General features: G+C 49.3%; 16 protein-coding genes. 9 read left to right on the top strand and 7 right to left on the bottom strand.

Features of this window, described 5'->3' with window-relative positions; genetic code table 11:
- Positions 1-14: 14 nt before the first annotated feature.
- Together NT073_RS26540 and pyrF are read right to left on the bottom strand one after the other, a co-directional pair.
- Positions 15-1,304 (bottom strand): DUF2851 family protein, encoded by a 1,290-nt coding sequence (locus tag NT073_RS26540; RefSeq protein WP_297379753.1) that lies wholly within the window; start codon positions 1,302-1,304, stop codon positions 15-17.
- Positions 1,305-1,413: 109 nt separating this feature from the next.
- Complete coding sequence (gene pyrF / locus NT073_RS26545) at positions 1,414-2,253, bottom strand: orotidine-5'-phosphate decarboxylase (protein ID WP_297379756.1); 840 nt, start codon at positions 2,251-2,253, stop codon at positions 1,414-1,416.
- Positions 2,254-2,363: 110 nt separating this feature from the next.
- On the opposite strand from pyrF, the gene rfbC reads away from it, so the two are divergent.
- Positions 2,364-2,909, top strand: a complete 546-nt coding sequence (gene rfbC / locus NT073_RS26550) for a dTDP-4-dehydrorhamnose 3,5-epimerase (protein WP_297379759.1) — start codon at positions 2,364-2,366, stop codon at positions 2,907-2,909.
- Positions 2,910-2,922: 13 nt separating this feature from the next.
- Here the strand turns inward: rfbC and NT073_RS26555 are convergent, their stop codons facing one another.
- Positions 2,923-3,615, bottom strand: coding sequence for a type 1 glutamine amidotransferase domain-containing protein (locus NT073_RS26555; protein WP_297379762.1), 693 nt, complete (start codon positions 3,613-3,615; stop codon positions 2,923-2,925).
- 268 nt (positions 3,616-3,883) lie between these two features.
- Between NT073_RS26555 and NT073_RS26560 the strand changes: the two genes are divergently transcribed.
- Positions 3,884-4,279 (top strand): hypothetical protein, encoded by a 396-nt coding sequence (locus NT073_RS26560; protein ID WP_012925048.1) that lies wholly within the window; start codon positions 3,884-3,886, stop codon positions 4,277-4,279.
- A gap of 98 nt (positions 4,280-4,377) precedes the next feature.
- Here NT073_RS26560 and NT073_RS26565 read toward each other — a convergent pair whose 3' ends face one another.
- The gene (locus NT073_RS26565; RefSeq protein ID WP_297379766.1) at positions 4,378-5,403 is read right to left on the bottom strand and encodes a PmoA family protein; all 1,026 of its coding nucleotides are present in this window, start codon (positions 5,401-5,403) and stop codon (positions 4,378-4,380) included.
- Positions 5,404-5,528: 125 nt separating this feature from the next.
- Positions 5,529-6,146: a hypothetical protein gene (locus tag NT073_RS26570; RefSeq protein WP_297379769.1), complete on the bottom strand. Its 618-nt coding sequence runs from the start codon at positions 6,144-6,146 to the stop codon at positions 5,529-5,531.
- A 258-nt stretch (positions 6,147-6,404) separates the two neighbouring features.
- On the opposite strand from NT073_RS26570, the gene aat reads away from it, so the two are divergent.
- From aat to NT073_RS26605, 7 genes are all read left to right on the top strand, one after another.
- Entirely contained in the window at positions 6,405-7,013 is a 609-nt protein-coding gene (gene aat / locus NT073_RS26575) for a leucyl/phenylalanyl-tRNA--protein transferase (RefSeq protein ID WP_297379772.1), read from the top strand.
- 100 nt (positions 7,014-7,113) lie between these two features.
- Entirely contained in the window at positions 7,114-8,148 is a 1,035-nt protein-coding gene (proB, locus tag NT073_RS26580) for a glutamate 5-kinase (RefSeq protein WP_297380308.1), read from the top strand.
- 2 nt (positions 8,149-8,150) lie between these two features.
- Complete coding sequence (locus tag NT073_RS26585) at positions 8,151-9,416, top strand: glutamate-5-semialdehyde dehydrogenase (protein WP_297379774.1); 1,266 nt, start codon at positions 8,151-8,153, stop codon at positions 9,414-9,416.
- 138 nt (positions 9,417-9,554) lie between these two features.
- Positions 9,555-10,310, top strand: coding sequence for a hypothetical protein (locus tag NT073_RS26590; protein WP_297379777.1), 756 nt, complete (start codon positions 9,555-9,557; stop codon positions 10,308-10,310).
- Positions 10,307-10,732, top strand: coding sequence for a DUF2846 domain-containing protein (locus tag NT073_RS26595; RefSeq protein WP_297379779.1), 426 nt, complete (start codon positions 10,307-10,309; stop codon positions 10,730-10,732). The genes NT073_RS26590 and NT073_RS26595 overlap by 4 nt, the downstream gene beginning before the upstream one ends.
- Positions 10,733-10,760: 28 nt before the next feature.
- Complete coding sequence (locus NT073_RS26600; protein WP_297379782.1) at positions 10,761-11,783, top strand: histidine kinase; 1,023 nt, start codon at positions 10,761-10,763, stop codon at positions 11,781-11,783.
- Between the two features lie 5 nt (positions 11,784-11,788).
- Positions 11,789-12,472, top strand: a complete 684-nt coding sequence (locus tag NT073_RS26605; RefSeq protein WP_297379785.1) for a LytTR family DNA-binding domain-containing protein — start codon at positions 11,789-11,791, stop codon at positions 12,470-12,472.
- 25 nt (positions 12,473-12,497) lie between these two features.
- Here NT073_RS26605 and NT073_RS26610 read toward each other — a convergent pair whose 3' ends face one another.
- Together NT073_RS26610 and NT073_RS26615 are read right to left on the bottom strand one after the other, a co-directional pair.
- A complete protein-coding gene (locus NT073_RS26610) occupies positions 12,498-13,769 on the bottom strand; it encodes a replication-associated recombination protein A (protein ID WP_297379788.1) in 1,272 nt (423 codons plus the stop codon).
- Positions 13,770-13,938: 169 nt separating this feature from the next.
- Positions 13,939-14,538 carry a sigma-70 family RNA polymerase sigma factor gene (locus NT073_RS26615; protein ID WP_012925035.1) on the bottom strand — a complete coding sequence of 200 codons (600 nt, stop codon included), beginning with the start codon at positions 14,536-14,538 and terminating at the stop codon, positions 13,939-13,941.
- Positions 14,539-14,583: the final 45 nt, after the last annotated feature.

Here is a 14,583-nt window from a genome sequence, read left to right on the forward strand (position 1 = left end):
TTTCACCCACTCCACTATTTCAAAATACCAGCTCCAATCTGGCAGCTCAAGCACTTTTTGACGCAGCAAAATTCATTATACAATTCAATAGCCGCCTGCGAATCGAACGCTGTCTGTATCCCTAGTCCGAGGGTATCCCAGCTATCGGTCAGGCGGTTTTTTTCTGGCGGAAGTGCTTCCAGGAGCGTGATGGCCCGGTCAATATAAGCGGGCTGCTCCCGATGATGGGCATAAGCCGCCAACAAAGGCACAACGGTATTGATCACAATATTTTCTGCTGCTGTGTTACCCAATGCGGGTATCCCTTTCCCGGTTAGCTTACCGAACTGATAATGCGATTGCCAGTAGTCAGAAGGCGTTACCTGCAATGACTTCAGCAACACGTTTAAATCAGTTGTACTGACAAAAAGTGAAAACAAGCTGGGGTGCTTCGTTAACAGACGGGCCAGTTGGGCCAGGCGAAGTGTTGGAAAATTAGCTGGACGCAGTCGCCCCCACTTCCAGGCAGGCTCCGTTAGCTGTTTCTCAGTCAGACTGTATTTAGCGCCCAGAAATCGATATTCCCGCACAAGCATTGCCGTGTATTCATCCGACACTTGGGTTTCTAGTAAGCCAGCCGTACCAAAAAGCATAGCTTCCACCTGGTGGATTTGATCACGGTGTTTATGGATAACTTTCAGCGATACAGACCGGCTTAGCTGTTCTATGGGAGCCGCATTGACTTTAAAACCCATGTTTATCGCTAACAGGCGATAAGCGGTTTCTTCCCAGTCACTCCCCGTTTGTTTGAAGACAGCAAGAACCCCTTCGGCCTTCCGCTCCAATCGCTGAAGCATAGCCTTATCAAGCATAGACGTCACTCGTAAAGGCGATACGGATTTAAACTGTCCGGCACAAGGAATCACGTCCGGCGATCCGGTAAGCAGCCGATACCGATCCAGCAGGATGGCGTCCGTGCGCGAACTCAGTTCAATAGTTGGCAAGGACGTGCCATTCGACCGGTCTACACGCCGACCGTTAACTGGGCGATCATCTTCCCAGACAACGTGTAGGATAACATTGTCGTATGCCCGATCAAACTGATGACGATGGGCCAGCCAGTCCGAAGTACGGGTATGCATTTCCACCGTACCTACCCATTCTACATCGTTTATTAACAAACGGGCGTTTGTGAAGTCAGGGCCAGAATCGTGATTTCGGAAACCTGGACGTAATACCTGCACCACTTCGCCATCGGTAGTGGTAAGATGTTGGGTTGCAAAGTACTGATATTGCCAAAGAAAGTACAGAAACGCTTCAGGCACGGAAAACAGCAGGCAGTTAAGTATAACACCTTTATTATGCCATCAATATAAACACAATCTGCGAAAGTGATACCTTATAGCGTTATGTTTTGCCGGTTGGGCCAGCGGCTCACCGAAACTGAACGAGGTAGCCAGCCATTTCTTCCCGTAGCTGTTGCGCTTCATCTCTTGCCCGTTCAGCGAAGTCCAATCCACTTGACGCATACAATATACTTCTTGATGCGTTGACCAGCAGGCCACCCCCTTTAGTTAGCCCCAGCCGGGAGACATCGGCCAGACTACCGCCCTGCGCTCCTACTCCGGGCACAAGTAAAAAGTTGTCGGGAGCCAGTTGCCGAATCCGTTCCAGTTCGCTTGTCTGCGTGGCTCCAACAACGAACATCAATTGATCGGGCCCGGCCCACCGCTGAGCGGTTTCGATAACGTTCTCGAATAATGGCTTCGGAGCAGCCGTTTCGGAAGCAAGTTGTTGGTATTGAAAGTCGGCGCTGCCCGCATTGGATGTCAGCGCCAACAGGATCACCCATTTGCCTTCGTAGGCTAGAAAGGGCGTTACGGAGTCGTGCCCCATGTACGGAGCAACGGTCACCGAATCGAAATTCAGACCAGCCGCCGTTGGGTCGAAGAATGTACGAGCGTATAAATCGGATGTGTTGCCGATGTCGCCCCGTTTGGCATCGGCAATGGTGAAGCAACGGTCGGGAATGTACTCCAGTGTTTTTTGCAGGCTTTCCCAACCGCGTGGCCCCTGTGCTTCATAAAAAGCAATGTTGGGTTTATAAGAGACGGCAAAATCGGCCGTGGCATCAATAATAGCTTTGTTGAACGCAAAGACGGGGTCTTTTTCAGTCAGTAGATGCGGAGGCAACTTGCGCGGATCGGTATCTAACCCGACACATAAATAGGACTGTTTTTGAAAAATCTGGTCGCTTAATTCCGAGTAAGTCATGCCTGAATAAAAGCACTACAGTAAATGATTAAGCCCAAAAGTACAACTAATGGTACCAGTTTCATAAATTTGAGCCGGATAGTAACTACCTCTACGAAAAAACCTGCATCATGCAAGTTCGGCAAACATCAATACAAGGCCTGATTGAATTAACTCCACGTGTTTTTGAGGATGAACGCGGCCACTTTTTTGAGTCTTACAACAAGCCTCTTTTCGAATCTCTGGGCCTACCCATGGATTTCGTTCAGGATAATCAATCCTTTTCAACGAAAGGGGTTTTGCGGGGATTACACATGCAAAACCAGCCGTTTGCTCAGGGTAAACTAGTACGGGTTATCAGTGGTCAGGTATTGGATATTGCCGTTGATTTACGGCCCGATTCGCCAACTTTCGGCCAGTATGAAGCCTTTCTGCTGGATGCCAAACGCGCTAACATGGCTTACATACCCGAAGGATTTGCGCATGGCTTCGTGGCACTGGAAGACAGCGTTTTTAGCTACAAGTGTACAAATGTTTACAACAAAGCTGCCGAGTCCGGTATTATCTGGAACGATCCGGACCTGAACATCGACTGGGGTGTTGCCAATCCGATTGTTTCCGAAAAAGACAAGGAATTGAAATTATTCCGGGAGGTGTTTCCTCACATAGTCGTATAAACCTCGCCAGGCTTTACTTTTCATACATTTCTTCGAGTACCTTTCGGCCTACTTTACGGGCCGAAAGGGGATTCTGCCCGGTAACCAGCCGCTCATCTACCTCAATATACGGCAGAAACGGAATCAGACTTTTACTGTACAACGCCTTCTGTTGTTTAAGCGCATCTTCGAGTAGGAAAGGGACTTCCTCATCAAGCCGAACGAGCTTCTCCTCCATATTGGAAAAACCCGTGACCTGTCGATTATCAATCAGCAGCGTCCCGTCCGAAAGGGTAACGTTCAGCAACGCACTCACCCCGTGGCATACCGCCGACACCATACCGCCTTTTTCATAAATCTGGCGCGTCAGCCGCTTCACGATTTCATTGTAGGGGAAATCCCACATGGTACCATGCCCGCCAGTAAAATAAATAATCTGGTAGTTTTCCGGTTTCACATCAGCCAGCGGTAACGAGTTATCCAGTTTGGCTCGAAACGTTGGATTATTGTACCACTTCTCGTTGACCGTGTCCCTCCGATCCATACTCCGTTCATCAATCGGCACTGCTCCCCCCTTCGGACTGGCAATATCATACGGCAGATTTCTGTCCGCCAGTTCATCGTAGAAGTGCGTGGCTTCGCTAAGCCAAAGACCTGTTTTGAATGGCTTGGTCGGGTAGTCGGTATGGTTGGTACAAACAATCAGCGCGCGGTAAATGGGGTCCATGAGCAGAAGTGAATTGATGGTTTGAAGTTCGTAGTTAAACCCTACACTTCAAACTTCCGGATCAGATTATATACGTCAATCCGTACTAAGAGCACTCGCAGAATCTCTTTATTTCTGGGTATTGATTAAACCTGCATGGCGAATAGATATCTAAACGTTGGCACATTACTCGATAAGCCAAAAAAAATTTTACCAAATAGCTTTTTAGCCAATTAATTTAATAGAGTTGTTAGTATATTTGTCATAAACCGTATTTGTACAAATCGCCATGAAAACTGTAACGTATGACTCGCTTCAAGCTGAACATGCCTGGATGATTGTATCCGACCAACTTCAGCAGCGCAACAACATGTTGGCCAAAAGTATTTCGCACATGGAGCGTAATCCAGGCGAGTTACCAATGGCCAGTCGGCTTATAATACTCCGCTATCATCTTAAAATGAGTCTGCGCCTGTTGACCCAGGAAGCACGGCAGCAAAAGCAGCAACCGAAAACGGAGAACCAGCTAGCCACCCAGTGGATGCACGTTCATCAGTTGTTTTTTCTGCTTCGGCAAATAGACAACGAACTGGGCCGGGCCACAAACGAAAGCCATATGCTTCGTTCGTGGATGGGCAAAACAGAGGGCCGCGTTTACCGATCAGCACTTGTCCACCTGAACTAAGCCAGTAGCTTCGAATTTTTCATCAGAAAGCCCGTGAAAATTAACTTTCACGGGCTTTCTTGTCAATTAATATAAACACATATCAACCGCTTAACCAACTACTTTATCAACTGCTTCAGCGCAATGTCCGTCAAATCGCCCGATTGGATAAGCAGCTTATAATGAAACGTAACCGATTTACCCGCCCCCAGCGTATAATTCATGGCTGGTGCCTTCCCGTTGGTGAACACCGATGGTCCCAGCGGATTGGCGGCAAACAGCCCATAGCCCCGGGCATGCCAGTAGGTTGGATAACCAACGTTGTTCGGATCATCTGACAACACTACAGATACGTTCTCATTGTTGATAGTGCCCGTAAGTTTATTCCATTGGGCACGCGTGCCCCAAACGGCATCGCCTTCCACGCCCTCGCTGGTACGATACAGGCCGGTTACACCCGCATTATTTAGAACGGGCACTTTGGTAGCTACACCCTGCGCATCGGTAAATACTTCAGCTTTTGTAGATGGCTGTTCGAGCTGGCGGGCTAGGCGTAAAGCAATCATACCTTCTTTATTATCTTTAAAAACAACGTCTTTATCCATCGCTTTGAGCGTTGTGATACGGTCGATGATCCGATTATTGGTACCAGCCCTGAACTGGAAAGTCGTCGTTTCCTGAAGCATCACCTTATTATCTTTATCGAGCCAGTTTGCTGTTACAACGAGTTCGCCCTGACCCTTTCCGCTCTTCATGGATTTTACACCTGTATGAACAATCGTACCAAATGGCCCTTTGTGTTCCGGCCCCACATCAATTGAATTATTCCAAAAATCGTGGCCATTCACGTCGCCGTAATTAAACCACATACCTACATGGTGTGGATGGTCGATACGCTCGCCGGGACGAGGATCTAACGGCCAGCCACGGGTTATGAAGTTACCACCAGCAGATAATATAGGATATAAAACCGGCTTTTTCAATACGGCTGGACCGGGATAAATATAGGCGGTGAAGGGTTTGCCATCTACAGTGACAGCAACACGTTTCTGGGCTTCATCGTGGGTAACACGGATTTGATTCGATTGGGCCTGAACCGATAACATTGAGCCTACAACCAGACAGGAAATGAGTAAATAGCGCATTGAATTAGATTAGTTAATCAGCCATGCAATTACTGGTTTGGGGCATAAAGCAAATCGCCCCGACCTGAAAAAGCCGGGGCACGTCAAATGCTACTGAATACGTTTACAAGAAAAGCTGGATGGGGCTAGTTTCCCAGCAAAATTTTGTTCGTCACGTCCTGATCAATGGTGATATAACCCGGATAGTTAACCTGCTTACCCAGTAAATCCAGCGTCGGCTTGATCTTGATGGTCAGTTTAGAAGGCTGGCTACCCGACGCACCCGAAAGATTCTGAACCAGCTGCGTAAATGCATCCCGGGTTTTACTGTCAGTGAGCAGTTGGTACGCATTGGTATTCAGCCGCACCGGAACACGGGTTTTTCCCCCACCCGGCTGCACTTCGATACGCTGGTTTAAAAATCCGTTGAACAACTCTTGTCCGGCCAGCAGAACCCGGTATTCCAGTTGGTTAATACCAGCCATTTTATTGGTTGGATTTGTGATGTCAAGATTGATTCGCGCATCCAGTGGTACATTGCGTGTTAACAATCCGGCTGCCAGCCGTGGAAAACGGGCCGGGTTCAAATCCTCCAGCTTACGCAACTGCCGCACGTCGATACCCGCCAGATAGATACTATCTGCCGACGCTAGTGTATACCGGCAATTACCCAAGGCCTTGGCCTGCGATAGCTGACTATTGGAGCTACACTGGCTAAACAACAACGGCAAGGCCAGCAGTAGGCAAAAAATTTTTTTTTTCATGATGGTTTGATAATCGTTTTACTATAAACGTTCGACAAGGGATAAAGGGTTTGGTTTAATCGGTAAACAGCCTACACATTACATCGCGCCGAATAAGCTGACAAGTCTGAGGCCTGACGAATCCTTTAGCACAAATTGACCGCTAATGTATACATATAAAAGCCCATCACTAAATAAGTATGTGCCTTGTCCCTTTTTATGGGGCAGTAAAATAGTGGTCGAATACCTTATATTTGTCTTTCTACATGCCTGAGTTTAATGGAAAAGTTAACCGCCGACGATCTTGTTTACGGCTATATTAATGGTATTTTCCCAATGGCCGATGCCGACGGTACACTTTACTGGTACGCGCCAGACCCGCGTGCCATCATTCCAATTGACACGTATAAGCCCGCCAAATCACTCCGTCCCGTTCTCAACCGCAATCAATTCGAAGTACGGATAAATACCGCGTTTAACGAAGTCATGCGAAATTGTTCTATTCCCCGTTCAGATGATGACAGTGTCTGGATTTCGGAAGAGATCATTCAGGCTTATACGGAACTACACCATATGGGCCTTGCCCACAGCGTTGAAACGTATATAGATGACAGGCTGGTTGGGGGCCTCTACGGTGTAGCCCTGGGATCTGCTTTTTTTGGTGAGTCGATGTTCAATAAAGTCAGTAATGCGTCGAAAGTAGCTTTCCACTACTTAATTCTGATCCTTCGCCAGCAACGCTTCAGCTTACTCGATACGCAGTTTATCAATGACAATGTGCGTCGATACGGGGCCATCGAAATTCCGAAAGCCGATTACCTTAAACAACTTAAAGCGGCACTTCGTCAGAAAGCCAAATTTTCGGAGCTTGTGCGGGAGAAGGTGTAAAACCCAGCGTATGAACTTCAGCCATACCATTCATGACTTACCTGTCATAAACCGTATGGCAAAACCAGACGCCGAAACGGGAAACCCGTATCTTTGCGGCATGACAAAACCCGTTCTTGTACTTAAATTCGGTACTGCCTCCATCACGAAACCCAATGGTGAGCCGAATGAGCCGGTTATGGTAGACATTGCCCGCCAGGTAGCTGCCCTGCATACGCGCTATCGTATTGTCTTGGTATCGTCCGGGGCCGTTGGCGCGGGCAAATCGCTGATTCGTGAATACCGGGGTGATATTACCCAGCGTAAGGCCGCAGCCGCAGTTGGTAATCTCCTATTACTCAATCAATACTCTCGTTTCTTCTCGATATATGGCATTTCAATCGCTCAAAGTTTGTGCGAACGACACCATTTTGCCGACCGCGACCAATTCCTTCAGCTAAAACAAACGTACGAAGAGCTTTGGGCTAATGACCTCATTCCTATTGCCAACGAGAACGACGTCGTGAGCAACCGCGAACTGAAGTTTTCGGATAACGACGAACTGGCTACGCTCATTGCGGTAGGCTTTGGCGCTGAAGCCCTGATGCTTTGCACATCCGTCGGTGGGTTGCTGGATGCTAACGGCACCATCATCAGGGAAGTAAAAGACTTCGACGAGCGCATATTCGGCGTAGTTCGAACGGATAAATCTTCGCTCGGATTGGGCGGTATGGCCTCCAAATTAACCTTCGCCAAGCTGGCTACCCGCATGGGTATCCGGGTTGTGATTTTTGGGTTGAGCGAACCGAATAGCATTAGGCGGGCTTTGGACCGTGAAATAGGCACCGAATTTACTCCTCAACCCACCATTCTCTCTGCCCGAAACCGGTGGCTCGGCTCAGGAAGCCTGGCAGTAGGCCGGGTACAGATCGATGCAGGTGCTGTTCGGGCGCTGCAACAGCGAAGAAGCCTGCTGGCCGTCGGCGTTCGGGCCATAGTGGGCGAATTTGCCACGGGCGAAATGATTGAAATTCTGGACGACGAACAGAGAACAATCGCCGTCGCCCGCGCCCGAATTTCGTCCGAAACACTGGCTCAACAGCTTAATCAGCAAAATGTGGAGGTCGCTAATGCGAATGATATTGTACTTTTGTAATCATGACACCAATTACGCCACTTCTCCAGGCTACTCAGCAGGCTGCGGCAGCCGTTCGGCGGCTTAGCCCCGACCAGAAAACCGACCTATTGAATCGGCTGGCCGATGTTCTGGCTGCCCGTTCCGCCACGATCGTCACCGAGAATCAAAAAGATCTCGACCGTATGGACGCTGCGGACCCTAAATACGACCGGTTAAAACTGACCGAAAGTCGCGTGGCCGACCTCGCCAAAAGTTTGCGGGAAGTAGCGGTACTGCCCGACCCGGCCGGTGAGGTTATTCTGGACCGAACTATAGAGCAGGGACTGACACTCAAAAAGATTGCGGTTCCGCTGGGTGTAGTTGGCGTCATCTACGAAGCGCGGCCAAATGTTACTGTCGATGTAGCGTCAATTTGCCTGCGTTCGGGCAATGCGTGTGTGTTGAAAGGTGGCAAAGAGGCTGACTTTTCTAACCGGTACCTGATTAGTCTGATTCAGGGGGTATTGGTTGAGTTTGGCGTACCCAAATCCGCCGTCACCCTCCTCCCAACCGACGGGCCGGCCTCCCGGGGGGCCGTGGTCAATGAACTCCTTACCGCCACCCGGTATGTCGACATTATTATTCCGCGCGGGTCGGAGTCGCTGATTCAGTTCGTCCGAAAAAACTCGCTGGTGCCAACCATCGAAACCGGGGCTGGTGTGTGCCACGCCTACGTTGAGCAAACGGCCGACTTAGACAAAGCAGCCGCCATTGTGGTGAATGCCCGCGTCTCACGCCCATCGGTTTGCAACTCCCTCGACTGCGTGTTGGTAGACGAAGCCATTGCCGACCGTTTCCTGCCCATGCTTACCGCCGACTTTACCAAGTGGAACGTGGAAGTATTTGCCGATGAAAACTCGTATGACATTTTCGAGAAAGCCGGTTATACAAACCTGCAACACGCCCGGCCTGAAGATTTTGGCCGCGAGTTTCTGGACTATAAATGTGCGGTAAAAGTAGTTGCTGGACTGGACGAAGCCCTGTCTCACATTCAAAACTACTCGTCGCGCCATTCCGAAGCCATTTTATCGCAGAATCAATCGATTATCGATCAGTTCCTCAGCGAAGTTGATGCAGCAGCTGTGTACGCCAATGCGTCGACGCGCTTCACGGATGGGGGCGTATTTGGCTTGGGCGCTGAGATAGGCATTTCGACCCAGAAACTCCACGCTCGCGGGCCTTTTGCGCTGGAAAAGCTAGTGACGGAAAAATGGATTGTGGTGGGCGACGGGCAGGTAAGATGGTAGTTTTATCTCTCCGGTATTGAGTGATCAAAACAAAGTTTAGGGGTTTGGCCACAAAGTATTCTGCGTTTACCATATCTGCTTGCAAAGAGTATCAGACACGAGTTCTTTTGGTTAATTAACCAAAAGAACTTTCTGTGTATGAGATTCTCCTTTTTACTTGTTCTGCTAAGTGCGTACCCTGCCTGGAGCCAGTCAATCGACTCCACCGCAACAGTCGACCTACCAACTAAAAGTAATTTCAGATCCAGTACCATGCTGGAGCTTGGCTATGGTTATGCCTACACCCGGCTGCCTACCATGCGCGCGTTTTTCAAGTCTAATCAAATCAAGGAAGATCATAGCCTTGACAATTTTGCTGCTGTTGGTTTTGGCTACCGTCGGCAGCGGTTTAAAGGCAGTCTGTACGCATCTTATGGCATTGACCAGGGCACACGCTCACCTAACAACACCGGACAAGCCCAGTTGATAGCCCGACGTCAGAACTTTAGCGGTGCTGTTCTGTTTGTGGGGTACGACCTGGCGAATACCCGCAATAAACGCGTATTTTTAAATGCAGGTTTTGGTAGCATTCGTTATGAATACAGCGTGTTCCGGGCTACGAATCAGGCGGTTCCTTTCCAAACAATACTACAGAACAACCCTGCCGGAAGCGTTCCTTCTCTCTTTCTCACCAATAATTATTGGGACGTTAACCTGGAAATTTCGCAACGGGAAAAACGCAGGGATGCCCTTCAATTGGTGAGCCGATTTGGCTACCGACGTGGTTTCACCGCAGATGCCTGGCAGTCTGACGCGTATCAACTGATCAATGCCCCATCTGACCGGGTCAGTCAGTTCTATGCTCAGTTTAGCTTATATATTTCCCGCAACTACATGGCTCGTCAAAAGCGATGAGACTACTCATACTCCCCTGGCTCCTCTTCCTGCTAATAGAAAGTGGCCACCCACAGACCAGCCAGCCAGAGCAGGCCCAGTTGATTCTGTACCGTGAGAAAGAATTTATTTCGGGCATGGGCAAGGGCTACCCATTTAAGATTAATGAGGAGAAGATGGGGAAACTCTCCCCTAATCGGTATGTACAACTGGCCGTAAATCCCGGCCGTATAAAACTGGAGTTCGATAGTAACTACCTTTCAGACAGCCGACCGCTCTGGCTTCGGGTGCAGGCCGGTCAAACGTATTACGTGAAGGTCGTTGTGGAGATTGATTTTTTGAGCACTACCATCGTCATGGCACCTGTTGATCCGCAAAAAGCGCAACAAGAACTTAGTCGGATGAAGCCGGAATACACTCAGCCAATTGCCAAACCAGACTAAATTCACCCAGTTTCCAAACCGATAATTCGTGCGTATATCTCCATCATTACAGTCATCTTTGCTGCTGGTGAGCTGTTTAATCGCTTTACTTGGCTATTGGGGCTGGCTGCTTTACCGCCTTTTGGGTCCGCAGCTCACACAGGAACTTCCGGACTTAGGCAGCCTGGCTGGTTACTTGCTGGGTTTATTTGTACTCCTGCTTGGCATCTGGCTACTTGCCTACCTAAGTTACCGATTTACGTTTCGGCAATGGATGCATCAGCCAGAAAAGAGGCTTTACTACTGGTGTTGGCTGTGCTTTCTGGCCTGGTTACTATTTGAAGTGCTCCAGTGGCGCACCGATCAGGAACCCGCTTTCGTTGACGAAAATATTCTGGTAACATTACTCCTTACCGGCTTGGTAATCCTCTATGGTTTCGTAGCGGACTCCCTACAAAGCAAACGACAGCAACAACGGTTGATTCAGCAAAAAACAGAGGCTGAACTCACAGCCCTGAAAGCACAAATCAACCCGCACTTCCTATTCAATGCACTTAATACAATTTATAACGAAGCGCAGCAATCAGAGAACCAATCCATAGCGGATTTGATAGAACAGTTAGCCAGTATTATGCGGTTTACCCTTCAGGAATCGACCCGCTCGCTGATTTCTGTTGAGCAGGAGTTTAAATTTCTGGAAAAATACCTGGCGTTGCAACGTGCCCGGCTTCCAAAACTCAACAAACTGCATGTGCATACACACCTGGACTGGGACGGCCAGCCCGCTCAGCTACCCCCGCTTTTATTGATTCCCTTTATCGAGAATATGTTCCAGTATGGGGTTAGTCTGGAACATCCGGCAACGCTGGAATTAGACGTGCGGGTTGAGAACAGGCAACTCGACCTGCGGGTTTTCAATACCATTGGGGTAGCCACCGTAGGCAAGAACGGTTCGGGAACGGGCATAAAAAACGCTCGTCAACGCCTGGCACTCCTTTATCCAGATCGGCACGAGCTGCGTGTGGAACAATCAACTCAATTCTTTCTGGTTACTTTACGAATAGATTTATAAATCGTATGCTTCGTGCCATTGCCATTGACGATGAACCCGCTGCGCTGGATGTGCTGAATCGATATGCCGATAAAGTTCCATTTGTAGACCTGGTGCAAACGTTTATCAATACAACCGATGCGCTGACGTACCTCTACGCGCACAAGGTCGATTTAATCTTCCTGGATATCCGGATGCCGGATTTGATGGGAACAGACTTTGCCCAGTTGGTTGCTCCCCTCAAAAAGTCGATTGTCTTTACAACTGCTTACGCCGATTATGCGCTGGAAGGTTTTACGCTGAATGCCCTTGATTATTTGCTTAAACCCATCGATTTAACCCGCTTTCTACACAGTTGCAATCGGGCTTACACCCAGTACCAGCTTCAGCAGGGAGAGCCGTCGGGCATTTTTGTAAAAGATGGGTACGACTGGGTTCGGGTAAATCTGAGTGAAGTTCTTTATATTCACTCGGATACAAATCTCCTGTTTATCCACGAACCCGGCAGACAGGTCAACACCCGCATGACCCTGTCGGAGATAATGGACATACTCCCCGGTGAGCAATTTATCCGGATTCATAAATCGTATATCGTTGCGCTGAAAGCCATCCGCAAAATTGAACGGCATCAGGTAACGGTTGGCGACGTTATCATACCGCTTGCGTCTGGCTATCGGCAACTGCTGGAGCAACGTCTGTTGCGAAAATAGCTTTCTACTGATCTTATCTCTTAGGCTAATAGCCATACCAGTCGCCCCACCATTTTTGCAGGCTTCGCCGGATTTCGGCTTCGCGGGCGTTATGACCGGGTTCGTAAAGTTTGTGCCCTTTCAGATCGTCAGGCAGGAAATTCTGCTGAGCAAAGTTTCCTTCGTGGGCGTGGGCGTACTGATATTCTTTTCCGTAGCCGATCTGCTTCATTAGTTTGGTTGGGGCATTACGCAGATGTAAGGGCACGGGCAGATGGGCCGTCTGTTCGGCCAGCGCAATGGCTTCGTCAATGGCCAAGTAGCTCGCATTGCTCTTAGGCGATGTAGCCAGATATACGGCTACCTGTGACAGAATAATCCGTCCTTCGGGCATACCAATGGCCCGAATAGCCTGTACCGCTTCGGAGGCCATAATCATGGCCGTCGGGTTGGCGTTGCCAATATCCTCCGACGCCATGATGAGCATACGCCGGGCAATAAAAACTGGGTCCTCACCCGCAACGATCATCCGGGCCATCCAGTACAGGGCGGCATTGGGGTCCGAACCACGCAGCGACTTGATAAAGGCGGAGATAATATCGTAATGCTGCTCCCCGGATTTATCGTAACGGGCAATGTTTTGTTGCGCCACGGCCGTTACGCCTTCATCCATTATAACTAGCGGATCTGCCGCTACATGGGCCGATGCCACCAGTTCCAGCAGGTTTAACAGCTTGCGCCCGTCGCCACCCGATAGCCGCAAGAGGGCATCATACGATTTGATAGTAATCTGTTTCGACTGCAAAAATTTATCCTGAGCAATGGCCCGGTCGACCAACTGGATAAGCTCTTCACGACTTAAGGCTTCGAGAATGTATACCTGACAGCGCGACAGCAAGGCACTGTTTACTTCGAATGATGGGTTTTCGGTCGTGGCGCCAATGAGGGTAATCTGTCCTTTCTCAACAGCACCCAGCAGTGCGTCCTGCTGGCTTTTGTTAAACCGGTGAATTTCGTCGATGAAAACCACCGGCGGAAACATCCCGCTAGGCCGACTTAGTACGTCACGAATTTCTTTTACACCCGAATTTATCGCGCTCAGCGCAATGAATGGCCGCTTAACGGCCTCGGCCAGCAACAGGGCCAGTGTTGTTTTGCCCACACCCGGCGGCCCCCATAATATCATGGATGGTAAACGTCCGGCATCTACCGCCCGCCGAAGTGCGCCCGTTGGACCGATCAGCTTCCGTTGGCCAATAACATCGTTTAGTGTTTGTGGGCGCACCCGCTCGGGTAGTGGCGTTGAGTCTGTATTCATTCAGCGAAGTTACCCGAACCGTATATTCTTCGCAAACCCAGCCTGAACCCGGACTTTACTTCAGTTACCAACATCAATAGGGTAAACCGTACGTACCGTTGACAACAAACAAAAAAGCCGGTAACTGTTTGAAGGTTACCGGCTTGAGGAAGGTTTGGTAAAAACAGCGTCAGAGCGACACATTTTCAAGCGTAACATAGCGCTTGAGATTGCTCATAGCTCCAAATATCAAGTTGTACACCGATTGAATATTGATTTCCATCAGCGCAGAAATTTCTTCGTTGCTCATATTCTGGAAATACCGCAGATGAACGGCTTCGCGCTGACGGCGGGGAAGTTTGTCAAGCGCCTGGTGCAGGCAATCATTTACGTAGGAATCTTCTTCATGGGCGATCAGCAGGTTTTCGTGTGATGGATCAGCTCCCGGCAGTGTATCGCCCACACGCCGACCATTGATCATATCGTCCTGGCTAACCAATTTCTGTTCGGCCGTCAGGTGGCGGACCAGCTTACGTTTGATGGAAGCCATCAGGTAAAAACGAACGGAGGTGGTTGGACCTATGGTGTTCCGATGCTTCCAGAGTTCGACAAACAAATCGTGGATGCAATCTTTAATTAAGGCGCGATCAGTAGCAAAGTGCGCGCAGTAGTGGTAGAGGGTTTGAACATAATTTTGATACAATCGGGCAAACGCATTTTCATCGCCACCGCGGAACAGATTCCAGAGGGTTTCGTCGTCGGGGCCGGTTTGGGAGCGTGAGCGAGCCATAGTTCGTAATAGAGAGGTAAAGGTTAGGAATAGCCTAGGGAAGTG

Source organism: Spirosoma sp. (genome assembly GCF_026391055.1).
Classification (GTDB): domain Bacteria; phylum Bacteroidota; class Bacteroidia; order Cytophagales; family Spirosomataceae; genus Spirosoma.

Excerpts from the sequence above, each read along its gene's own strand:
- pyrF (WP_297379756.1), bottom strand. The coding sequence starts at position 2,253 with ATGACTTACTCGGAATTAAGCGACCAGATTTTTCAAAAACAGTCCTAT.
- rfbC (WP_297379759.1), top strand. The coding sequence starts at position 2,364 with ATGCAAGTTCGGCAAACATCAATACAAGGCCTGATTGAATTAACTCCA.
- NT073_RS26555 (WP_297379762.1), bottom strand. The coding sequence starts at position 3,615 with ATGGACCCCATTTACCGCGCGCTGATTGTTTGTACCAACCATACCGAC.
- NT073_RS26560 (WP_012925048.1), top strand. The coding sequence starts at position 3,884 with ATGAAAACTGTAACGTATGACTCGCTTCAAGCTGAACATGCCTGGATG.
- NT073_RS26565 (WP_297379766.1), bottom strand. The coding sequence starts at position 5,403 with ATGCGCTATTTACTCATTTCCTGTCTGGTTGTAGGCTCAATGTTATCG.
- NT073_RS26570 (WP_297379769.1), bottom strand. The coding sequence starts at position 6,146 with ATGAAAAAAAAAATTTTTTGCCTACTGCTGGCCTTGCCGTTGTTGTTT.
- aat (WP_297379772.1), top strand. The coding sequence starts at position 6,405 with ATGGAAAAGTTAACCGCCGACGATCTTGTTTACGGCTATATTAATGGT.
- proB (WP_297380308.1), top strand. The coding sequence starts at position 7,114 with ATGACAAAACCCGTTCTTGTACTTAAATTCGGTACTGCCTCCATCACG.
- NT073_RS26585 (WP_297379774.1), top strand. The coding sequence starts at position 8,151 with ATGACACCAATTACGCCACTTCTCCAGGCTACTCAGCAGGCTGCGGCA.
- NT073_RS26590 (WP_297379777.1), top strand. The coding sequence starts at position 9,555 with ATGAGATTCTCCTTTTTACTTGTTCTGCTAAGTGCGTACCCTGCCTGG.
- NT073_RS26595 (WP_297379779.1), top strand. The coding sequence starts at position 10,307 with ATGAGACTACTCATACTCCCCTGGCTCCTCTTCCTGCTAATAGAAAGT.
- NT073_RS26605 (WP_297379785.1), top strand. The coding sequence starts at position 11,789 with ATGCTTCGTGCCATTGCCATTGACGATGAACCCGCTGCGCTGGATGTG.
- NT073_RS26610 (WP_297379788.1), bottom strand. The coding sequence starts at position 13,769 with ATGAATACAGACTCAACGCCACTACCCGAGCGGGTGCGCCCACAAACA.
- NT073_RS26615 (WP_012925035.1), bottom strand. The coding sequence starts at position 14,538 with ATGGCTCGCTCACGCTCCCAAACCGGCCCCGACGACGAAACCCTCTGG.